19 protein-coding genes and 3 tRNA genes are annotated in these 21112 nt (G+C 45.6%); 2 read left to right on the top strand and 20 right to left on the bottom strand.

Annotated elements, in window-relative coordinates; translation table 11 throughout:
• Positions 1 to 228: 228 nt before the first annotated feature.
• The 12 genes from lipA to leuS form a co-directional block, all read right to left on the bottom strand.
• Positions 229 to 1194 carry a lipoyl synthase gene (gene lipA / locus R7E51_RS19250; protein WP_005391329.1) on the bottom strand — a complete coding sequence of 322 codons (966 nt, stop codon included), beginning with the start codon at positions 1192 to 1194 and terminating at the stop codon, positions 229 to 231.
• Entirely contained in the window at positions 1191 to 1853 is a 663-nt protein-coding gene (gene lipB, locus R7E51_RS19245) for a lipoyl(octanoyl) transferase LipB (protein WP_005384137.1), read from the bottom strand. The genes lipA and lipB overlap by 4 nt, the downstream gene beginning before the upstream one ends.
• A 176-nt stretch (positions 1854 to 2029) precedes the next feature.
• Positions 2030 to 2308 (bottom strand): DUF493 family protein YbeD, encoded by a 279-nt coding sequence (gene ybeD, locus R7E51_RS19240; protein WP_005384135.1) that lies wholly within the window; start codon positions 2306 to 2308, stop codon positions 2030 to 2032.
• A gap of 139 nt (positions 2309 to 2447) precedes the next feature.
• Complete coding sequence (locus R7E51_RS19235; protein WP_005384132.1) at positions 2448 to 3626, bottom strand: serine hydrolase; 1179 nt, start codon at positions 3624 to 3626, stop codon at positions 2448 to 2450.
• 91 nt (positions 3627 to 3717) lie between these two features.
• A complete protein-coding gene (locus R7E51_RS19230) occupies positions 3718 to 4521 on the bottom strand; it encodes a septal ring lytic transglycosylase RlpA family protein (protein ID WP_017635670.1) in 804 nt (267 codons plus the stop codon).
• A 2-nt stretch (positions 4522 to 4523) separates the two neighbouring features.
• Entirely contained in the window at positions 4524 to 5645 is a 1122-nt protein-coding gene (gene rodA, locus R7E51_RS19225) for a rod shape-determining protein RodA (protein WP_005373004.1), read from the bottom strand.
• Positions 5645 to 7561 (bottom strand): penicillin-binding protein 2, encoded by a 1917-nt coding sequence (gene mrdA / locus R7E51_RS19220; RefSeq protein WP_005384126.1) that lies wholly within the window; start codon positions 7559 to 7561, stop codon positions 5645 to 5647. The genes rodA and mrdA overlap by 1 nt, the downstream gene beginning before the upstream one ends.
• Positions 7562 to 7590: 29 nt before the next feature.
• Positions 7591 to 8061, bottom strand: coding sequence for a 23S rRNA (pseudouridine(1915)-N(3))-methyltransferase RlmH (gene rlmH, locus R7E51_RS19215; RefSeq protein WP_017821762.1), 471 nt, complete (start codon positions 8059 to 8061; stop codon positions 7591 to 7593).
• A gap of 4 nt (positions 8062 to 8065) precedes the next feature.
• Positions 8066 to 8383: a ribosome silencing factor gene (gene rsfS / locus R7E51_RS19210; protein ID WP_005373015.1), complete on the bottom strand. Its 318-nt coding sequence runs from the start codon at positions 8381 to 8383 to the stop codon at positions 8066 to 8068.
• Between the two features lie 88 nt (positions 8384 to 8471).
• On the bottom strand, positions 8472 to 9491 hold the full coding sequence (holA, locus tag R7E51_RS19205; protein ID WP_017821763.1) for a DNA polymerase III subunit delta: 1020 nt from the start codon (positions 9489 to 9491) through the stop codon (positions 8472 to 8474).
• A 5-nt stretch (positions 9492 to 9496) separates the two neighbouring features.
• The gene (locus R7E51_RS19200; RefSeq protein WP_005373019.1) at positions 9497 to 10036 is read right to left on the bottom strand and encodes an LPS-assembly lipoprotein LptE; all 540 of its coding nucleotides are present in this window, start codon (positions 10034 to 10036) and stop codon (positions 9497 to 9499) included.
• Positions 10037 to 10188: 152 nt separating this feature from the next.
• Positions 10189 to 12762 (bottom strand): leucine--tRNA ligase, encoded by a 2574-nt coding sequence (gene leuS / locus R7E51_RS19195; protein ID WP_005384121.1) that lies wholly within the window; start codon positions 12760 to 12762, stop codon positions 10189 to 10191.
• A gap of 153 nt (positions 12763 to 12915) precedes the next feature.
• Between leuS and R7E51_RS19190 the strand changes: the two genes are divergently transcribed.
• Positions 12916 to 13386, top strand: a complete 471-nt coding sequence (locus R7E51_RS19190) for a zinc ribbon-containing protein (RefSeq protein ID WP_005373024.1) — start codon at positions 12916 to 12918, stop codon at positions 13384 to 13386.
• Between the two features lie 84 nt (positions 13387 to 13470).
• On the opposite strand, the gene lnt is transcribed toward R7E51_RS19190, so the two are convergent.
• From lnt to miaB, 5 genes are all read right to left on the bottom strand, one after another.
• Positions 13471 to 14988 (bottom strand): apolipoprotein N-acyltransferase, encoded by a 1518-nt coding sequence (gene lnt / locus R7E51_RS19185; RefSeq protein WP_017821764.1) that lies wholly within the window; start codon positions 14986 to 14988, stop codon positions 13471 to 13473.
• Positions 14989 to 15020: 32 nt separating this feature from the next.
• The gene (corC, locus tag R7E51_RS19180) at positions 15021 to 15920 is read right to left on the bottom strand and encodes a CNNM family magnesium/cobalt transport protein CorC (RefSeq protein ID WP_005384118.1); all 900 of its coding nucleotides are present in this window, start codon (positions 15918 to 15920) and stop codon (positions 15021 to 15023) included.
• Positions 15921 to 16025: 105 nt separating this feature from the next.
• Entirely contained in the window at positions 16026 to 16490 is a 465-nt protein-coding gene (gene ybeY / locus R7E51_RS19175) for an rRNA maturation RNase YbeY (RefSeq protein ID WP_017821765.1), read from the bottom strand.
• 2 nt (positions 16491 to 16492) lie between these two features.
• Positions 16493 to 17590, bottom strand: coding sequence for a PhoH family protein (locus R7E51_RS19170; protein ID WP_005373033.1), 1098 nt, complete (start codon positions 17588 to 17590; stop codon positions 16493 to 16495).
• 73 nt (positions 17591 to 17663) lie between these two features.
• Positions 17664 to 19088, bottom strand: a complete 1425-nt coding sequence (miaB, locus tag R7E51_RS19165) for a tRNA (N6-isopentenyl adenosine(37)-C2)-methylthiotransferase MiaB (RefSeq protein ID WP_005373038.1) — start codon at positions 19086 to 19088, stop codon at positions 17664 to 17666.
• 257 nt (positions 19089 to 19345) lie between these two features.
• Here miaB and R7E51_RS19160 point away from each other — a divergent pair, with 257 nt between their 5' ends.
• On the top strand, positions 19346 to 20524 hold the full coding sequence (locus R7E51_RS19160; RefSeq protein ID WP_017821766.1) for a 2-octaprenyl-3-methyl-6-methoxy-1,4-benzoquinol hydroxylase: 1179 nt from the start codon (positions 19346 to 19348) through the stop codon (positions 20522 to 20524).
• 135 nt (positions 20525 to 20659) lie between these two features.
• Here the strand turns inward: R7E51_RS19160 and R7E51_RS19155 are convergent.
• From R7E51_RS19155 to R7E51_RS19145, 3 genes are all read right to left on the bottom strand, one after another.
• Positions 20660 to 20744: transfer RNA gene (locus tag R7E51_RS19155), tRNA-Leu, on the bottom strand.
• Positions 20745 to 20797: 53 nt separating this feature from the next.
• Positions 20798 to 20872: transfer RNA gene (locus tag R7E51_RS19150), tRNA-Gln, on the bottom strand.
• 50 nt (positions 20873 to 20922) lie between these two features.
• A tRNA-Leu gene (locus R7E51_RS19145) sits at positions 20923 to 21007 on the bottom strand.
• Positions 21008 to 21112 lie beyond the last annotated feature (105 nt).

Raw genomic sequence — 21112 nt, 5'->3', positions numbered from 1 at the left:
CGACGAGCCTAGGCGAGAGCAGGAATCTTGTTGAGGCACACTCTTTTACTCAGCGTTTCCCAAAAAATCATCAGTACGTTGGAAACTGATTCTCAATCACGCTCGTTCCTCGCTGTTCAGAATGACGGAGGTAGAATGGCTTTTTATCATCATTTGACAGATACAAAAAAGGTTGGCACTGAGCCAACCTTTTCTCTTCAAAACAAGCTTTTCAAAACAAGCGAGAGCTTATTTAATCTCGATACCTTGAGCTTGCATATCGGCATGGTAAGAAGAGCGCACAAATGGACCACACGCTGCATGCGTGAAGCCAAGTTCTAGTGCAACTTCTTTTAGCTCGTCAAACTCAGATGGTGGAACGTAACGTTCTACTGGCAAGTGGTGACGGCTTGGCGCTAAATACTGGCCTAGAGTCAGCATCGTTACGCCGTGTGCGCGTAGATCTTTCAGTACTTCGATGATTTCTTCTTTGGTTTCACCAAGACCCATCATCAAACCAGACTTGGTCGGTACATCGGGATGCTGCTCTTTGAACTTCTTAAGAAGCTCAAGTGACCATTTATAGTTCGCACCTGGGCGAGCTTTACGGTAAAGACGTGGCGCTGTTTCTAAGTTGTGGTTGAAGACATCTGGCGGATTGTCTTTCATTAGATCAAGCGCTACATCCATGCGACCACGGAAGTCAGGAACCAGTGTTTCAATCTTAATATGCGGGTTTAACGCACGGATCTCGCGGTTACAATCGGCAAAGTGTTGTGCACCGCCGTCACGCAGATCGTCACGGTCAACAGAAGTGATTACTACGTATTTCAGCTTCATATCGGCAATGGTTTTCGCCAGTTTTTGAGGCTCTTCTGCTTCCGGTGGTAATGGGCGGCCATGAGCAACGTCACAGAAAGGACAACGACGAGTACAAATAGCACCTAAGATCATGAAGGTTGCTGTACCGTGGTTAAAACATTCCGCTAGGTTCGGGCAAGATGCTTCTTCACATACGGAGTGAAGTTTATTCTTACGCATCGCCGCTTTGATGTCTTGAATTCGTTGGCTGTCGGCTGGTAGCTTGATCTTCATCCAATCAGGCTTACGTAGCACTTCTTTCTGCTCTGTAGGCATGTTCTTTACGGGAATCAATGCCATTTTATCGGCGTCACGATATTTAACGCCTTTTTCCATCTGGATTGGTTTGCTCATGCTTTATTACCTTGAGAAGGTGCTTCTGTGCTGAATTCTACTTGCTCATAATCGAGCAAAGTAACGAGTTCTTCTATTAATTGTTTTTCTACGGCTTCTACATTGTCTGGGCCGCCAAATTGGCTGACCTGAACCATTTCCATACCTTCATAACCACAAGGGTTAATACGCAGAAACGGTGTTAAATCCATATTTACGTTCAAGGCTAAACCATGAAACGAGCATCCTTTACGAATGCGTAAACCGAGAGAGCATATTTTCTTACCGGCAACGTAGACACCTGGTGCGTCAGGTCGTGCGGCTGAGTCAATATTGTATGCTTTTAGCGTGTTGATCACGAGGTTCTCGATTGTGGTAACGAGATCTCGTACACCTAATTTTTTACGGCGTAGGTTGATCAAGAAGTAGGCGACCAACTGACCAGGGCCATGATACGTAACCTGGCCTCCGCGATCACTTTGTACAACAGGAATATCGCCAGTGTTAATCAAGTGCTCAGCTTTACCTGCCTGTCCTTGCGTAAATACTGGGTTATGTTCTACCAACCAGACTTCATCACGGGTTTCTTCTGTGCGTTGGTCGGTGAACTCATGCATCGCCTTCCATACAGGCTCATAGTCTTGGCGGCCAAGTCGTTTTACAACAAGTTGGTGTTGCATGGGAATTCCTGTTGCTAATATATAAAGTTTTTGGATTATAAACCGGATAACCCTGATGCTCTACCGCTGCGTAACGGATTTTTAACTGAAAGTGATGTAAAGCCTCGTTATCTCTTTGATAAATAAAAAGAAAGCAGCCAAGGCTGCTTTCAAAAAAAATTTAATATATCAAAAAATTATAGAACCATGCGTACGATGTCAATTTCACCTAACTCTTTGTACAGTGTCTCAACCTGCTCGATAGAGGTTGCAGTAATGTTGATTGACACAGAGTGGTAGTTGCCCTTAGCACTTGGTTTAACGGTCGGGCTGTAGTCACCTGGAGCATGGCGCTGAATAACTTCAAGAACAAGCTCTGGAAGTTCAGGCTTTGCATGACCCATTACCTTGTAAGTAAATGAACAAGGGAACTCAAGCAGGTCTTTTAATTTTGCATCAGAGTTGATGGTTAGCATATCGATAACTCCAGTAGATATTCGTTGCGGTGCGAAATAGTACAGTCAAATTAGGGGGAACTCAAGACGAGGAGCTCAAACTTAAAAAGCCGCCCATTCAGGCGGCTTTGCGAATAAGTTTGCTACTCTAATGTTCTTTTTAGAAGAAGCTCTTGAATAACAATACGATGTAATCCCACATGCGGCTAAATAGACTACCTTGCTCTACGGTTTCTAGTGCCATTAGTGGGTATTCGGCAATATCTTCACCATCGATCTGATAGTATAGCTTACCAACTACATCACCTTTATTAATTGGGGCTTCTAGCTCTTTTTCAAGGACGAAGCTTGCTTTTAGGTTTTTCGCTTCACCACGCGGTAGTGTTACGTAAGTATCTTGGTCAAGACCCAGTGCTACGGTGTCTTTGTTACCCATCCACACTTTTTCTTCTACGAACGTTTCACCTGCTTTGTGCGGTGCCACTGTTTCGAAGAAACGGAAGCCGTAGCTTAGCAGCTTTTTACTTTCTGACTTACGAGCATTGGCATCTTTAGTACCCATAACGACCGCAACCAAGCGCATTTGACCTTCAGTTGCTGAACTTACTAGGCTGTAACCCGCATTACTTGTGTGACCCGTTTTGATACCGTCAACGTTCATGCTCTTATCCCAAAGTAGACCGTTACGGTTGTATTGGGTGATGCCGTTGTAAGTAAATTTCTTCTCTGAGTACACTCGGTACTCATTTGGTACGTCACGGATAAGTGCTTTACCCAGCAGAGCCATGTCGTATGGTGTTGAGTACAACTCTGCGTTATCTAAGCCATGAACGTTGGCAAAGTGCGAGTTAGTCATACCCAATGTGTTGGCCCAAGCGTTCATTAGGTCAACAAACGCATCTTCTGAACCTGCAATATGTTCTGCCATCGCAACACAGGCATCGTTACCTGACTGGACGATGATACCTCGGTTCAGGTCACGTACTTTAACTGTTGTGCCTACTTCAATGAACATCTTTGATGAATCAGGGAAGTTTTTCGCCCACGCATTTTTACTGATGGTGACATCATCATCTTCTGAGATATTACCACGCGCTAGCTCTTGGCCGATTACATAGCTGGTCATCATCTTAGTCAGACTAGCTGGAGACAATTTTGTGTTCATCTCTTTCTCTGCCAGTACTTTACCTGAATGGTAATCCATCAGCACGTAGCCCTTCGCCGCGATTTGAGGGGCATCTGGAACAACGATAGGTGATGCAAGAGCAGATTGAGCGAAAGTTGCAGAAAGGGCAACCGAAGAAACGAGAATAGATTTCACAAACTTATTTTTATTCATGGTAATTCAAATTTTTGGGTTAACTGCAGACATCTTATCAGAATCCCTAGTTATGTAAGAGGGGGATCAAAGAGAAATTCATGACACGAGGTCATTTGGCAGTGTTGTGTTTTTTAATAAATGCAGACGAATAGCCGAGCAACTTTACTTTATCTAATGTGGCTTGCGTCAGGGAATAGTCAGTAAATGGCCCTAACAACAAGCGATAAGACTCTTTCGCACTCTCTAGGAAAGTTTCTGTATCCAATTTTTGACCAAGCTCGGTACCTAAAGTTCGCGCGCGTTCTTCATTTTTTGATGATGCCACTTGAATAACGTACCTAGGGTGCGCTTCTAATGACTTTTTGTCCGTGGGCTGATTGATACTGATCACTTCAATTTCCACGTTCGCGGTGCCTGTTTTTATGACATCTAACTTGTGCGCGGCGGCATAGCTTAAATCAATGATACGGCCATCGTGAAAAGGACCTCGGTCATTAACTCGTACTATGGTGGTTTTGCCGTTGTCAGTATTGGTAACTTTTACGTAACTTGGTAACGGTAGCGTTTTATGCGCTGCCGTCATTGAGTACATGTCATAGATTTCGCCATTAGAAGTCAAATGACCTTGGAATTTTTTCCCATACCAAGATGCGCGGCCTTTTTCTTTAAAGCCTTTCGCATTGCGAACTATTTTGTAGTCTTTGCCTCGCAAGTGGTAATCTTTGTTCCCACCTAGGCTGTACGGTTCATATTTAGGATGCGCATCCTCGATGTGTTCGACTGAAAGCGGTGTATCCGGTGCAACATCGGATTCGAGTTCGTAACGGCCTTCTTGTTCTTTTTGGCTAGTTGATGAACAACCTGCCAAAATAAGAGCAGAGAAAACCAAGGAATATAAAGCGCGTTTTTGCATGTCTAGGTCGCCTTAGAGAATGCTTTTCGGTGCGTATGAATCGACATCAGAATACCAAAACCAGCCATCAAGGTTACCATTGATGTGCCGCCATAACTGATGAGTGGCAACGGTACACCTACTACAGGTAGGATGCCACTTACCATGCCAATATTTACAAAAATATACACGAAGAAGCTGAGTACAATACTGCCTGCCATCATTCGTCCAAATGCGGTTTGCGCTTGGCTGGCGAGATATAAACCTCGTCCAATAATAAATAGATAGATGGCTAAAAGGCAAAGGAAGCCAATCATACCCCATTCTTCAGCAATTACTGCAAAGATAAAGTCAGTGTGTCGTTCTGGAAGAAATTCTAGTTGTGACTGCGTACCTTGCAACCAACCTTTGCCGGAAATACCACCGGAGCCAATCGCAATTTTACTCTGAATAATGTGGTAGCCCGCTCCTAGCGGATCAGATTCCGGGTTAAATAGAGTACGAACTCGCACTTTTTGATACTCTCGCATCAAGAAAAACCACAGAATTGGAATGAAACCACCTAATGCAATCGCAGCACCAGCGATGATTTTCCAGCTAATGCCGGCGAGGAAGATAACAAAAATACCGGAAGCGGCGATCAGGATCGAGGTACCTAAGTCAGGCTGCTTTGCAATGAGAATGGTTGGTAAGCAGACCATAATCAGTGCAACAATGAGTGTTTTTAGCGTTGGTGGAAGGGGCTGTCTACCGACATAGCGAGCCACCATTAATGGCACTGCGAGCTTCAATAGCTCTGACGGTTGAAAGCGCACAAAACCGAGGTTAAGCCAACGCTGCGCGCCTTTCGATGCTTCACCGAAAAACAGCACGCCGAAAAGCAGTATAACGCCACCAACGAACATCAAAGGTGCCAAGCTTTCGTAAGTTCGTGGAGAAAGCTGTGCAAGGACGAGCATCACAACGAGTGAAAGCACCATTCGCATGGCTTGGCGATCCATCATCAGTAAACTTTGGCCACTGGCGCTGTACATGATCACCAGGCCAAACCCCATCAGGGCCAGTATGCCAAGTAGGAGTGGTAAGTCGATATGGAAGCGTTCAAACAGGGCGCGATTTTTACCTGTAGAGGGATCCATCTTCATTACTGTTTTACCTCTTTCTTCGCATTGTTTTCAGGCTCAATTTCTTCTGGACCAAGAACGACTCGGTCAAAAATTTTCCTTACTACTGGGGCACCGTTACTAGAACCACCACCGGCATTTTCTAGTACTACAGTGACGACCACTTTAGGATCATCAAATGGTGCAAAGCCAGTAAATAACGCATGGTCACGTAAGTGCTCGGCGATCTCATCGGCGTTGTACTCTTCGTTTTCACCCAGACCGAAGACCTGTGCAGTACCTGATTTACCCGCTGTTTCATAATTCATTTTGTAGAATGAGCGGCGAGCTGTTCCGCGCGTGCCATGGTTTACCCGACGCATGCCTTCTTTCGCCATATCCCAGTACTTTTTAGGCACATTCTTGATTGGTGGGTAAGTCACGTATTCTGTCGTTTGCTGCTCTTCGAAGTCGTTACCATTTTCTATCGTCGCTTTGAGCAAGTGAGGTGCGATCACTTCTCCCTCGTTTACTAATACGGAGGTTGCTTTGGCGATTTGCATTGGTGTTGCTGTCCAATATCCTTGGCCGATACCCACAGGGATCGTATCACCTTTATACCATGGGGTTTTATGGCGAGACATTTTCCAGTCACGAGTCGGCATATTCGCCTTACTTTCTTCGTAGATATCAATGCCAGTGTAATCACCAAAACCGAACATCATCATCCAATTCGAAATACGGTCAATACCCATGTCATAAGCGATTTGATAGTAGAAGGTATCAACAGACTCTTCGATCGACTTAATGATATCGACGCGCCCGTGCCCCCAACGCAACCAGTCACGAAACGGGCGTGTGTTGGAGTTTGGTATGCGCCAATAACCAGGGTCATTTCGTGTGGTGTTAGGTGTGACGACACCTTCTTGCAGCGCGGCTACCGCCATAAATGGTTTGATGGTAGAGGCCGGAGGGTAAATGCCAAGTGTAGTGCGGTTGACCAAAGGACGGTTTTTATCGTTCAAAAGGGCACGATAGTCTTTACCTGAGATTCCGTGCACGAACGAGTTAGGATCGTAGCTAGGACTTGAAACCATAGCCAGTACACCGTTGTCTCTAGGATCGATCACTACAGCACTGCCTCTGCGGCCATCCAATAATTGGTGTACGTACAGCTGCAAGTTGATATCAAGGTTTAAAACGATGTCTTTTCCGGGTACAGGTGGAACGTACTTTAACGTACGAATTACTCGGCCGCGGCTGTTTACCTCGACTTCTTGATATCCGGCTGTACCGTGTAAGAGGTCTTCGTAGTATTTTTCAATACCCAGCTTACCAATGTCGCGAGTGGCTTGATAGTTTGCGTCTTTTTCTTCTCGGATCAGGCGCTGCATGTCGCGATCATTGATTCGAGAAACGTAACCAATCACGTGGGTTAAGACTTCGCTGAAAGGGTAGTAGCGCTTTAAGGTCGCACTTATTTCCACACCCGGAAAGCGGTACTGATTGACGGAGAATACCGCTACTTGTTTTTCGTTCAGTTGGGTAAGCAGTGGGACCGATTTAAATCGACGAGTCCGTTTACGCTCGTGGTGGAAACGTTCAATCTGGTCTGGTGTAATTTCCAGAATAGTTTGTAATTCTTGGATGGTTGCATCAATGTCTTTAATTTTTTCTGGGGTCAGTTCTAAGTTAAAGACGGGACGGTTCTCTGCCAGTAAAACGCCATTTCGGTCATAAATTAGACCTCGGTTAGGCGCGATAGGCACCACTTTGATGCGGTTATCGTTCGAGCGGGTTTGATAGTCTTGAAACTGGTTCACCTGAATGTTGTACATGTTGGCAACCAGAGCTCCCATCAAGACAACAATGCCGATAAAAGCAACAATAGCGCGGCTGGCAAACAGACGCGCTTCGGCTTGATAATCTCGGATTTGACTGCGGCGTTTACGAATCATTAACGCTTGGCTCTAAAGTTAAACAACGATTATTCGCGATGATAAGGGTGGTTAGCGGTGATGCTCCACGCTCGGTATAAGCTTTCTGCCATTACGATACGCACTAGAGGGTGGGGTAGCGTTAAGGCAGATAATGACCAGCTTTGGTCTGCTGCAGCTTTGCATGCAGGAGCGAGTCCTTCAGGACCGCCGATTAATATTGATACATCACGGCCATCTAATTTCCAAGCTTCTAACTGCTCAGCGAGTTGAGGAGTGTCCCATTTTTTACCTGGGATATCTAACGTGACGATACGGTTGCCTTTTGGTACCGCCGCGAGCATCGCTTCTCCTTCTTTTTGCAGGATGCGAGCGATATCGGCATTCTTACCACGCTTGCCAGCAGAGATTTCAATCAACTCCAACGGCATATCATGCGGGAAACGGCGACGATATTCTTGAAAGCCTTCCTCAACCCATTTTGGCATTTTTGTGCCAACAGCAATTAGTTGAATTTTCAAAAGATTAACCCCAGAGTTTTTCTAGCTGGTAGAGTTCGCGGTGCTCTTCTTGCATCACGTGAAGCATGGCGTCGCCCATATCTAGGACTACCCATTCACCTTCGTTTTCACCTTCCATTCCTAGTGGCTCAAGACCGGCTTTTTTCACTTCTGTTGCAACATGGTCAGCGATGGATGAAACGTGGCGTTTGGATGTACCAGTACAGATGATCATGTAATCTGTCACGCTTGATTTATCTTCCACATTTAGGACGATAATGTCTTCCGCTTTCATGTCGTCGGCTTTATCAGCTAAAAAGTCTTTCAGTTCTTCGCGAAGCACTCGGTTTTCCTCGGTTTGTCTCTTATCTCTACAGTGTTTTACATTCTTGCTTGCAAAACAGGTCGCGCACTATATCACGCTTTGATTTTTAAATTGCCAGCTTAATATCAGGAGAGCAGGTTTCTAAGCTCAACTGATGAATAGTTGGCCATACAGACTCGTCATATTGAGTTTTGGCTTTTATCTCTGCTTGAGCCAACAAGGAGAGCAATGCACAAATACGACTCGCCGATAAGCGGGTCAGTGCTGCGTTATAGAGTGGACGCTTGTTTTGCCAAACTCGATATTTCTCAAATACCTGGTTCATTCCCATTTGAGTTAAGTCTTGATGCATATTTAAAAGTTGGCTCAACTCTTTTTGTACACTTCGAATCAAGATCACGGTCTCGACTCCTTCCGCCTCAAGTTGGCGAAGAATACGTTGTGCACGGTTTGCTTTACCTGCCAGTAAGGCGTCGATCCAGTTAAAGGTAGTGAAGTGATTATGGCGACTTAGGGCTTCCTCTAAACGTATGATAGTCAGCTCACCATCCGGATAGAGTAGGGCCAATTTCTCTAAGCTTTGTGACAATGCAAATAGGTTACCTTCATGCCATTGAGCCAACATTTGCAGTGATTGTTGATCGGGTTTTAGTCCCAACGTGCGGCAACGTGTCTGAATGAACATAGGTAAGCGTTGTAGATCTGGCGACAAGCAGCTTACCCAATCGCCTTTTGAGCTTAATGCTTTGAACCATTTCGCATTTTCTTGGGCTTTGGTCAGTTTGCTACCAACAATGACGAGCATGATGTCATCATGAAGCATATCACACAGTGTTTGCAGCTCTTTGCTGACGGCGGTTGTTACGCCACTTTCAGGAATTTCAAGCTCAATCAGTTGACGGTTTGAAAACAGGCTCATCGCTTGGAAACAGTCGTAAACTTGATTCCAGTCGATGCTAGCATCCACCGCAAAACGGTGTTTTTCCTCAAAACCTTGCTGAAACGATGCCTTTTGGATTGCTTGGCGGCTTTCTTGAATCAGTAACGGCTCATTACCAAAGATTAGGTAAACCTGTTTAACGTGTTTAGTTAAATGATCCGTTAATTTATCGGCATAAATTCGCATAGTGATTAAGAGTTTGTGTTCGCTGGCTCAGAGATTTGTCCTGCTTCATATTCGGCACGAATACGGCCCAACTGGCGCATCATTTGTTTTGCAGCTTGCAAGCGCATCTCGTCTTCAATTACGTCACGCTCAACAGATTTTGCAAGTGCAGTCAACGGGTTGTCTAGGTAGTTGCGGTTTACTGTTGTCGTAAAGTTTTTAGAACCATAGCCAGGAATCGTCACACGGTATTTTACTACGTATGTCAGCTCTTTTTCTGCTGCACGGCTATTTTGATAAAGCGATAGTGTACGCTCATCGATTGTCGCTTCCGTCAAATGAAGGTTGGGTACCGTCGATGATGGTTGAACAAGTTCAACTTTGTTCAGTTCGAGTTGAGAGCGAACATAGCGAGTTAATTCACTGTATTCATCGTAGCTGGAGAAAGACATAGTGTGCAGCTCTTCCGGTACGGAATACTCGCCGCGAAGGTGAAAACCACAGGCAGAAAGAAGCCCCGCTAATACCAATACCACTGGTAGTTTAATCAAAGAGAAAAAGCGCATTGATTGTATTCATCCTAAATTGAAGGGGTTATTTACCTTAAACCACTCATGTGAATGGTTTGAGGTAAATAAACAGGGTAGAAAACTACCCTGTTTAATGACTCTTGGTTAACAAATAAGTTCGCTACACAGAGACAAATTGACAGCTGCGATTAGTTTGCAACGATGTTCAGAAGTTTACCTGGAACGTAAATGACTTTACGAATAGTCAGGCCATCAGTGAACTTAACCACGTTTTCGTCGTTTAGACCAAGCTGTTCGATATCGTCTTTAGAGATATCCGCTGGGACTGTTAGCTTCGCACGTAGCTTACCGTTAACTTGAACAACGATGGTTTTTTCGTCTTCAACTAGCGCTTTTTCGTCAAACGTCGGCCATGCCGCGTTATCAATGTCTGTTTCACCTAGTGCTGCCCATAGCTCGTATGAGATATGCGGAGTGATAGGGTAAAGCATGACAACAATAGCTTTCAGTGCTTCGTCAAGGATTGCACGATCTTGCGCAGATTCTTGAGGCGCTTTCGCTAGTTTGTTCATCAGCTCCATGATCGCTGCGATCGCGGTGTTGAATGTTTGACGACGAGCGATATCGTCCGTCACTTTCGCGATAGTTTTGTGAACGTCGCGGCGAAGTGCTTTTTGATCACCAGAAAGCGCTGAGGTATCTACTGCTTCTGCTGCGCCTTTCGCTGTGTGCTCTTTCACTAGTTTCCAAACACGTTTTAGGAAGCGGTTCGCACCTTCTACGCCAGACTCTTGCCATTCAAGTGTCATGTCCGCTGGAGACGCGAACATCATGAATAGACGTACTGTGTCAGCGCCGTACTTGTCTACCATTTCTTGAGGGTCGATACCGTTGTTCTTAGACTTAGACATCTTGATCATGCCTGAGTGCGTTACATCACGACCTTCAGTGTCTTTAGCAGAAGTTATGCGGCCTTTACCATCACGTTCAACGGCTACGTCTGTTGGAGCTACCCACTCTTTGCCGCCTTTCTCGTTCTCGAAGTAGAACGCATCAGCCAGTACCATGCCTTGACACAGTAGTTGCTTGAACGGTTCGTCAGAAGTTACGTAACCCGCATCGCGCAGTAGTTTGTGGAAGAAGCGTGAGTACAGTAGGTGCATACAAGCGTGCTCGATACCACCGATGTACTGATCTACTGGTAGCCAGTAGTTTGCTTTTTCTGGGTCTAGGATGTCGTCCGCTTGTGGTGAACAGTAACGCGCGTAGTACCAAGAAGATTCCATGAACGTATCGAACGTATCTGTCTCACGTAGAGCAGGTTCGCCGTTAAAGGTTGTCTTCGCCCACTCTTTGTCTGCTTTGATTGGGCTGGTTACGCCGTCCATTACCACGTCTTCTGGAAGAATCACTGGTAGTTGGTCAGCAGGTACTGGGTGAACTTCACCGTCTTCAGTCGTTACCATTGGGATTGGTGCGCCCCAGTAACGTTGACGAGATACACCCCAGTCGCGTAGACGGAAGTTTACAGTCTTAGTGCCTTTGCCTTCTGCTTCTAGCTTCGCTGCAATTGCATCGAACGCCGCTTGGAATTCTAGGCCGTCGAATTCACCAGAATCGAACAGTACGCCTTTCTCTGTGTATGCCGCTTCAGAAATGTCTAGCTCGCTGCCATCAGCAGGCTTGATAACAGGCACGATGTCTAGACCGTACTTCGTTGCGAACTCGTAGTCACGTTGGTCGTGTGCAGGTACTGCCATTACCGCGCCTGTACCGTAGTCCATCAGTACGAAGTTTGCTACGTAAACAGGAACTTCACGGCCGTTCAATGGATGAATAGCAGTAAGGCCAGTAGCCATACCTTTCTTCTCCATTGTCGCTAGCTCAGCTTCTGCAACCTTGTTGTTCTTACATTCGTCGATAAACGCTGCAAGCTCTGGGTTGTTCTCTGCAGCAAGAGCTGCAAGAGGGTGGCCGGCTGCGATGCCCACGTAAGTCACACCCATTAGCGTATCTGGACGTGTTGTGTAAACTTCTAGGTCTTGTTGACCCTTAACTTCAAACTTCAGCTCAACGCCTTCAGAGCGGCCAATCCAGTTGCGCTGCATGGTTTTTACCATTTCAGGCCAACCTTCAAGCTTATCTAGGTCGTCTAGTAGCTCTTGAGCGTATTCAGTGATTTTGATGAACCATTGAGGGATTTCTTTTTGCTCTACAGGCGTATCACAACGCCAGCAACAACCGTCTTCAACCTGCTCGTTTGCAAGAACAGTTTGGTCGTTAGGACACCAGTTAACAGAAGAAGTCTTTTTGTAAACTAAACCTTTCTCGTAAAGTTTAGTGAAGAACTCTTGTTCCCAGCGGTAGTACTCCGGTGTACATGTTGCGAATTCACGGTTCCAATCGTAACCAAAGCCTAGAAGCTTAAGTTGGTTCTTCATGTATTCGATGTTTTCGTAAGTCCAAGGTGCTGGCGCAGTTTTGTTTTTTACTGCTGCGTTTTCTGCAGGTAGACCGAATGCGTCCCAACCGATTGGTTGCATCACGTTTTTGCCTTGTAGGCGTTGGAAACGAGATACTACATCACCGATAGTGTAGTTGCGCACGTGACCCATGTGCAGTCGACCACTTGGGTATGGGAACATGGACAGACAGTAGAATTTTTCTTTATTTGGGTCTTCACTTACAACAAAGGTTTTGTTGTCATCCCAGTGCTTTTGAACTTTTTGTTCAATATCTTGTGGGTTGTATTGTTCTTGCATCGATGGTATCCGTTATCTTGGAATTTGTGAGTTCGGTTAGAACAGACTTAAATAGATCGTCATAGAATACCTAAAGCTAGGGATCACAACAATAGCCAATCTGTACCCATGCGCCCTTAAGTGACGCAGGTAGGAGAAAGATGGAGGTCAGTTATGCCTAAACGTAAAACAGGTTATGAGGAAATGCTCGAGGATGTGATTGAAACCTTGAAGCACAGTCCGGAAGAAGTTAACAAAGCGATTGAGACGTCGGGCAAAGTGGTGGATGCTGCTAATGACTTGACCAAAGATGAATTGGCTTTAATCAAAGCGTACCTTAAAGCAGACTTAAAAGAGTTTTCAGAGAGTTACGAGGATAGCAAAAGCGGCCCGTTTTACTTAACGATTGCGGACTCGATATGGCAAGGGCTGTTAGAGATTACTGACCGAACTAAAGTTGAGTGGGTTGAGTTGTTCGATGACTTAGAGCATCAAGGGCTATATGAAGCAGGAGAGGTGATAGGCTTAGGCACTTTAGTCTGTGATGAATGTGGTCACAAGACAACGTATAACCACCCAACTGTAATCATTCCGTGTATTAAATGTGGTCACAAAGGCTTTACTCGTCAGTCATTAAAGCCATAAATGGCGCGTAACGACAGTATAATGCTATGAATAAAAAAGAGGCTTAGTCGCCTCTTTTTTGTCTTTTCTACTTTCAAGCTGTTATCAGCTCTGTTTTCTTCTTAAGCCGAGCGCCAGCGCTAAACTTAACCCAACCCAAATATACAATGGCCAAGTACCAACGATTCGATATGGCGTTTGTCCATTGGTTGGGGTGAGCTCTGCGCGCAGTACTGCAGTTTCAAACTGCGGTACTTGCTCAACGATTTTACCTTTGTGATCGGTTACCGCTGTTAATCCGTTGTTAGTCGAGCGGATGAGCGGTTTACCTAACTCTAAGGCACGCATACGGGCGATCTCCATATGCTGAAGAGGACCGATAGAGTGACCAAACCATGCATCATTTGAAAGCGTTAGAATGAAGTCTGTTTCGTCAGTCACATTTTGACGCACTTGCTCATTAAAGATGATCTCATAGCAAAGCGCTGGTGCCATGTGCATGCCATTCGCAACGATGTTTGGCTGCACAAAAGCCCCACGGCTAAACGACGACATCGGTAGGTTAAAGAATGGCGCTAATGGGCGCAAAATATCTTCAAATGGTACAAACTCACCAAACGGTAGTAGGTGATGCTTATGGTAACGTTCGCTTAAATCGAAGCTGTAGTCACCGTATGGTGTGATGCCGAGGGACAGAATACTGTTGTAGAACTGTCGATCTTCAGCTTGGTTGACGACACCGGTGATGATTGCGCTGTTATTCATTTTTGCAGCGCTGTCGATATTGCTCAAAAATGAAGGCACTTCAATTTCAAAAGCGGGAATTGCTGCTTCTGGCCAAACGATAATGTCAGCATCCCAGTTTTCACGAGTTAAGTCAGCGTACTTCATGATGGTTGGCCAGCGTTGACTTGGTAGCCACTTTAGGTTTTGGTCTACGTTACCTTGAATCAGCGCGAGCTTAGTCGTGTCTTCTGGTCGGGGTGTTACCCAATCGTAGTTGCGAATCCCAAAGCCAGTACTGAGTAGCACCGCAGGGATAATCACCATCAGCCACTGCTTATGAATCCATGCATAGGCTAACGCCCCTGCGCTGATAAGGATAAATAGAGTAAGCAGTTCTACGCCGCCAATTGGTGCAAAGCTTGCGAGTGGAGCATCTATCTGGCTATAGCCTAGCCATAACCAAGGGAAGCCAGTCATCACCCAACCACGTAACCAATCACTGATCAGCCATAAAGCAGGTGCAGCGAGAAGTGCTTTTGTGAGCGTAAATTGAGGAAACAGCTTGTTGTTGAGCCAAGCAAATAAGCCTGAATAAACAGCCAAGTAGGCAACAAGCAAGCCCATTAAAAATAAATTGGCAATGAGCGGCATACCGCCAAAACCGGAGATACTGACGTAAACCCAGCTAACGCCAGTTGCAAATTGACCTAACCCCCAAGCATAACCAATCCATAGTGCGCGTTTCGGAGTTTGGTTAGCAAGAAGAATCAGTAGAATTGCTGGGCTAAGAATGGCAATAGGCCACAGCTTGTAAGGAGCGAAAGCGAGTGTAGTAGAGGCGCCAACAAAAGCGGCCACTAAGGGCCGCTTAAGGCGATGAAAGAGTTCATTCATCATTGTAATTTCTGAGATTCCCAATGGGTATCGCGTTACTCTTGAGTGGCTTCAACCAGGGTTTCTTCGTCTGGGATCGTCACTTGGAGTTGAATGACACGACGGTTATCGGCAGCGGTGACTTTGAAGTTGTAGCCTTCAATTTCAACCAGTTCACCACGAGAAGGTAAGTGACCAAAGGCAGTCATGACCATACCACCAACGGTATCAACTTCCTCATCGCTGAAGTTGGTTCCGAATGTCTCATTAAACTCTTCGATGGTTGTCAGCGCTCTGACAGCAAACGTATGCTTGCTCAGCTTACGAATGTCCGTCTCTTCACTTTCATCGAATTCATCTTCAATATCCCCGACGATTTCCTCAAGGATATCTTCAATGGTCACAAGACCAGAAACACCACCGAATTCATCGACAACAATGGCCATATGATAACGTTCTTCACGGAATTCTTTCAGCAGTCGATCAACGCGTTTACTTTCCGGTACCACAACCGCTGGTCGAATGACTTCTTCGATATCAAATGGATTACTGCCTGAGCCTAAGTATTTAAGTAAGTCCTTCGCTAGAAGTATGCCTTCCACATGGTCTTTATCTTCGCTGATCACAGGGTAGCGAGAGTGTTGAGCATCGGTAATCAAAGCAACCAAGGTATCAAGGTCGTGAGTACGCTCAACTGTAACCATTTGCGAACGCGGGATCATAATGTCACGCACACGCATTTCGGAGATTTCCATAACACCTTCAAGCATATCGCGAGTGTCATGGTCAATCAGGTCGTTGACTTCAGAGTCGCGGATAACATCCACAAGCTCTTGGCGATCTTTTGGTTCGCCCTGAAATAGTTGACCTAGACGTTCAAAGAAGGACTTTCTACTCGGACCTTCTGCCTTTTCTTTCTTATCTTCGTTAGAAGAGGGAGAATTATCTTCGTTCATTGTTTCTCAATTAAGTAACGCTATCAGAAGTGTGATAGCACACATAGAGAGGCGAACACGAGAGTCATTTAGGTGGTTCGCCTTTCCCTGTCGAGTGGCCAATAGCTACTCTTTTTCAGCAATGTAAGGATCTTCATAACCCATACCTTGCATGATTTCGGTTTCGAGGGACTCCATCTCTTCGGCTTCGTCATCCTCTATATGATCATAACCTAGCAGATGCAAGCTGCCATGTACAACCATATGCGCCCAATGTGCTAGCAGAGGCTTGCTCTGTTCAACCGCCTCTTTTTCAACAACTTGGCGGCAAATAATCAAATCACCAAGTAAATCTATTTCCATACCAGGAGGTGCTTCAAATGGAAACGACAACACATTAGTTGGTTTATCTTTGCCGCGATACTCATGGTTGAGCGTATGACTTTCTTGTTCATCAACAATACGAATGGTGACTTCGGCTTGTGGCTGGAAGAGAGGAATTGTCTTATCTAGCCACAATTGGAAATCTTGCTGCGAAGGCAAACCTTCTTCATTTTCGACTGCCAGTTGCAGATCAAGTTCAATCACCATGGTTATTCCTTAGTTGAAGCAACTTGTGCATTCAGTTCGGCTTTTGCTGCTTCTAGTAACTTCGCATCGCGTTCTTCACGACGGCGTTTCTCGAACTCTTTACGCTCTTTCTGGTCTTGCGCTTCCCACTTCTCGTACGCGTTAACGATACGAGCAACCACAGGGTGACGTACAACGTCGTCGGCTAAGAAGAAGTTAAAGCTGATGTCGTCAACTTCGCTTAGTACTTCAATAGCATGACGAAGACCCGATTTCGCACCACGAGGTAAGTCAATCTGCGTGACATCACCAGTGATAACCGCGCGAGAGTTAAAACCAATACGCGTTAGGAACATCTTCATCTGTTCAACTGTGGTGTTCTGACTCTCATCAAGAATGATAAAGGCGTCGTTTAGAGTACGACCACGCATGTAAGCAAGAGGAGCAACCTCAATCACGTTACGTTCAATCAGCTTCTCTACTCGCTCAAAGCCCAGCATTTCAAATAGGGCGTCGTATAGCGGACGTAGGTATGGGTCGACTTTCTGGCTTAAATCACCAGGCAGGAAGCCCAATTTCTCACCAGCTTCAACCGCTGGACGAGTAAGTAGAATACGGCGGATCTCTTGGCGCTCTAGTGCGTCAACAGCTGCTGCTACAGCAAGGTAGGTTTTACCTGTACCAGCCGGGCCAATACCAAAAGAAATATCATGCGTGACCATGTTAACCAAGTACTGCGCTTGGTTTGGCGTACGTGGTTTGATCACACCTTTCTTGGTTTTGACGAAGACTTCTTTACCATGCTCGATGTTAGACTCAGTATTCTGCTCAAGAACACCAGACTCTTTGATCGCTAGATGGATTTGCTCAGGCTCAATATCTGGGATCTCACCTCGTACAGGTGCGGTATCAACATATAGAGTTTTCAGGATATCCAGCGCAGCTGATGCGGTATGAGGTTTACCGACAATCGTAAAGTGGTCACTACGGTGGTTAATTTCAACGCCTAGACGACGTTCTAAATGCTTGATGTTGTCATCGAATGGACCGCACAGGCTAGCTAGTCGGCGGTTGTCTGAAGGTTCTAGGTTAATTTCTAGAGTTACGATTTTATTGCTCAATGTTGCCTCTCATTTTTTGCCACTTAGTGAGAGCCTGATAACGACCAGGCTCTCTATGGCTATTTATACGAGCTTACGGCGTAAAAGTAGCTACACCCAGCTCATCTTCGCGACGTGTTTTCGCCATCATCTGCGTTGGGGAAATTACACTACGAAGATCCATGTCTTTTTCAGTACGTACTAGCTCACCACGCAGTGAGTTTGCAAATACGTCTACGATCTTCACATCAACGAACTGACCAATTAGGTCTGCACTACCTTCAAAGTTTACTACACGGTTGTTTTCTGTACGAGCGCGTAGTTCCATTAGGTTTTTCTTCGAAGGACCTTCAACTAGAACACGTTGTTCTGTGCCAAGCATTAAGCGAGAGTAACGCATCGCTTGAGCATTGATAGTTTGCTGTAGTTCGTAAAGGCGCTCTTTCTTCACTTGTTCTGACACATCACAAGGATAATCCGCTGCTGGCGTACCTGGACGTGGAGAGAAAATAAAGCTGAAGCTCATGTCAAAGTCTACATCTTTGATTAGCTTCATGGTGTCTTGGAAGTCTTTGTCTGTCTCACCAGGGAAACCAACAATAAAGTCTGAACTGATTTGAATATCAGGACGAGCTTTACGCAGTTTACGGATGATCGATTTGTATTCGATAGCGGTGTGAGGGCGTTTCATCATCGTTAGGATACGGTCACTACCACTTTGCACAGGTAAGTGCAGGAAGCTCACAAGTTCTGGCGTATCTTCGTATACTGCGATGATGTCGTCTGTGAATTCTAACGGGTGGCTCGTCGTGAAACGAATACGGTCGATACCATCGATAGACGCAACCAAACGAAGCAGTTCTGCAAATGAACAGATCTCACCATCGTGCATAGGACCACGGTACGCGTTTACGTTTTGACCCAGAAGGTTTACTTCACGTACGCCTTGTTCAGCAAGTTGGGCGATTTCGAACAGTACGTCATCCATTGGACGGCTTACTTCTTCACCACGAGTGTACGGTACGACACAGTAAGTACAGTACTTAGAGCAGCCTTCCATAATAGAAACGAATGCTGTCGCACCTTCAGCGCGAGGTTCAGGTAGGCGGTCGAATTTTTCGATCTCTGGGAACGAAATGTCCATAACTGGTGCATCATCGGACTGAGATTGTTTGATCATCTCAGGTAGGCGGTGCAAAGTTTGTGGGCCAAAAATAACGTCAACGTATGGTGCACGTTCACGAATATGGTCACCTTCTTGCGTTGCTACACAACCACCTACACCGATAACTACGCCAGGTTTTTTATCTTTTAGTGTTTTCCAGCGGCCTAGCTGGTGGAAAACTTTCTCTTGCGCTTTTTCACGGATCGAACAGGTGTTAAGTAGAAGTACGTCTGCTTCCTCTGGCTCTTCCGTCAGCTCGTAGCCGTTTGCAGCATTAAGCAGGTCGGCCATTTTTGATGAATCGTATTCGTTCATCTGGCAGCCCCAGGTTTTAATTAGCAGTTTCTTACTCATCTCACTTTCGCTCGTTCAGTTGTACTTAAATCGGAGAGCTATTGCTCAAATTATAGCCGCCATCACGGCGGTAAGCGGCGTATTGTACTGCTTTAAAAAGCACCTGACTAGTGATCTAGCTAATTCTCTGCAAAGCCTGATGAAATCTAGTTTTTCGCCCTATGCAGAACAAGGTTTTTTGTTAAACAATTTTGTAAAAATAGCCATGGAAAGTACAATAAAAAACGCCAATTAATCAGCACGATGAAGAGTGAAAAATGAACAAGTATGACATCGCCGTGATCGGTGGCGGTATGGTTGGGGCAGCCGTCGCTGTTGGATTTGCCAAGCAGGGCAGAAGCGTTGTCTTGGTTGAAGGTACAAAACCTAAAGTTTTTGATGCCGCTCAGGCGATGGATATTCGTGTATCTGCAATCTCGCACCAGTCGGTGGAGTTACTTGATTCACTCGGAGCATGGTCAGAGATCAAGAGCATGCGAGTTTGTCCTTATCGTCGCTTAGAAACTTGGGAGCACCCAGAGTGCCGTACTCGTTTTCACTCTGATGAATTGTCATTGGATCAGCTAGGTTACATCGTTGAAAATCGCCTAATCCAATTAGGTCTTTGGCAAGTCTTCTCTCAGTATGAAAATCTAACCGTGATGTGTCCTGAGCGATTAAAAGCCATTGAGTTTGCAGATGTAAACCTTGTGACACTAGAAAGTGGGGAGCAGTTTGAAGCTAACTGGGTGATTGGTGCTGATGGTGCAAACTCTAAAGTTCGTCAATTGGCTGGAATTGGTGTAACTGCGTGGGATTACCGACAACACTGCATGTTGATTAACGTGAAAACAGAATTGCCTCAGCAAGATATTACTTGGCAACAATTTACACCTTCAGGCCCACGTTCATTTTTACCTCTGTGCTCTTTGAGTAACGACGATGGTCAAGTAGTAGGCCAAGGTTCTTTGGTTTGGTATGACTCGCCTAAACGTATTAAACAACTGTGTGCGATGGGTAAACCTCAACTAAGGGAAGAAATCTTACGTCATTTCCCTGCTGAATTAGGCGATATTGAAGTTTTACAGTTTGGCTCATTCCCACTCACTCGTCGTCATGCGCAAAGCTACTCAAGCAAAAATTGCGTGTTAGTGGGTGACTCTGCTCATACGATCAACCCGCTTGCAGGGCAAGGGGTAAACTTAGGCTTCAAAGATGTAGACGTTCTCCTTTCGGTAACAGAACACCAAGAAAAGCTGGAAGATACCTTACTCGCGAAATACGAACGCGCACGTCGACCTGACAACTTACTCATGCAGACGGGCATGGACTTTTTCTATAAAGGTTTTAGCAACGATCTTGGGCCATTGAAGTTCGTACGTAATGCTGCATTGAAGCTTGCTGAAAACTCAGGGCCAATTAAGGCTCAAGTACTGAAATACGCGTTAGGTATGTAGTAAGCTACTCAAATCACAGATAGAAAAAAAGCGAGCCATGAGCTCGCTTTTTTAATTCGGCAAATCTAATGATTTCCCGAGTCCAGAACCAAAAAAAGAAAAAACCCAGCAAAGTCATGCTGGGTTTTCCGATAATGGTGCGGAAGGAGAGACTTGAACTCTCACACCTTGCGGCGCCAGAACCTAAATCTGGTGCGTCTACCAATTCCGCCACTTCCGCAACTTATTCTGTAGATATCAAGATAATTGGTAAAATCTCAATATCATTGTATATGGCAGGGCTACCTGGATTCGAACCAGGGAATGGCGGCATCAAAAGCCGCTGCCTTACCGCTTGGCGATAGCCCTACAGCGTAAATAGTCAAAGACTACTTAACCTCTCTTATCGAGAGAAAGAATGGTGCGGAAGGAGAGACTTGAACTCTCACACCTTACGGCGCCAGAACCTAAATCTGGTGCGTCTACCAATTCCGCCACTTCCGCGTATTCTCATAGTGTAGATTAATTTAAGATGGTGCGGAAGGAGAGACTTGAACTCTCACACCTTGCGGCGCCAGAACCTAAATCTGGTGCGTCTACCAATTCCGC

Origin of the sequence: Vibrio sp. Vb1166, assembly GCF_033338695.1 — a bacterium.
Taxonomy (GTDB): domain Bacteria; phylum Pseudomonadota; class Gammaproteobacteria; order Enterobacterales; family Vibrionaceae; genus Vibrio; species Vibrio alginolyticus.
This window is presented reverse-complemented; position numbering and strand designations above follow the sequence as displayed.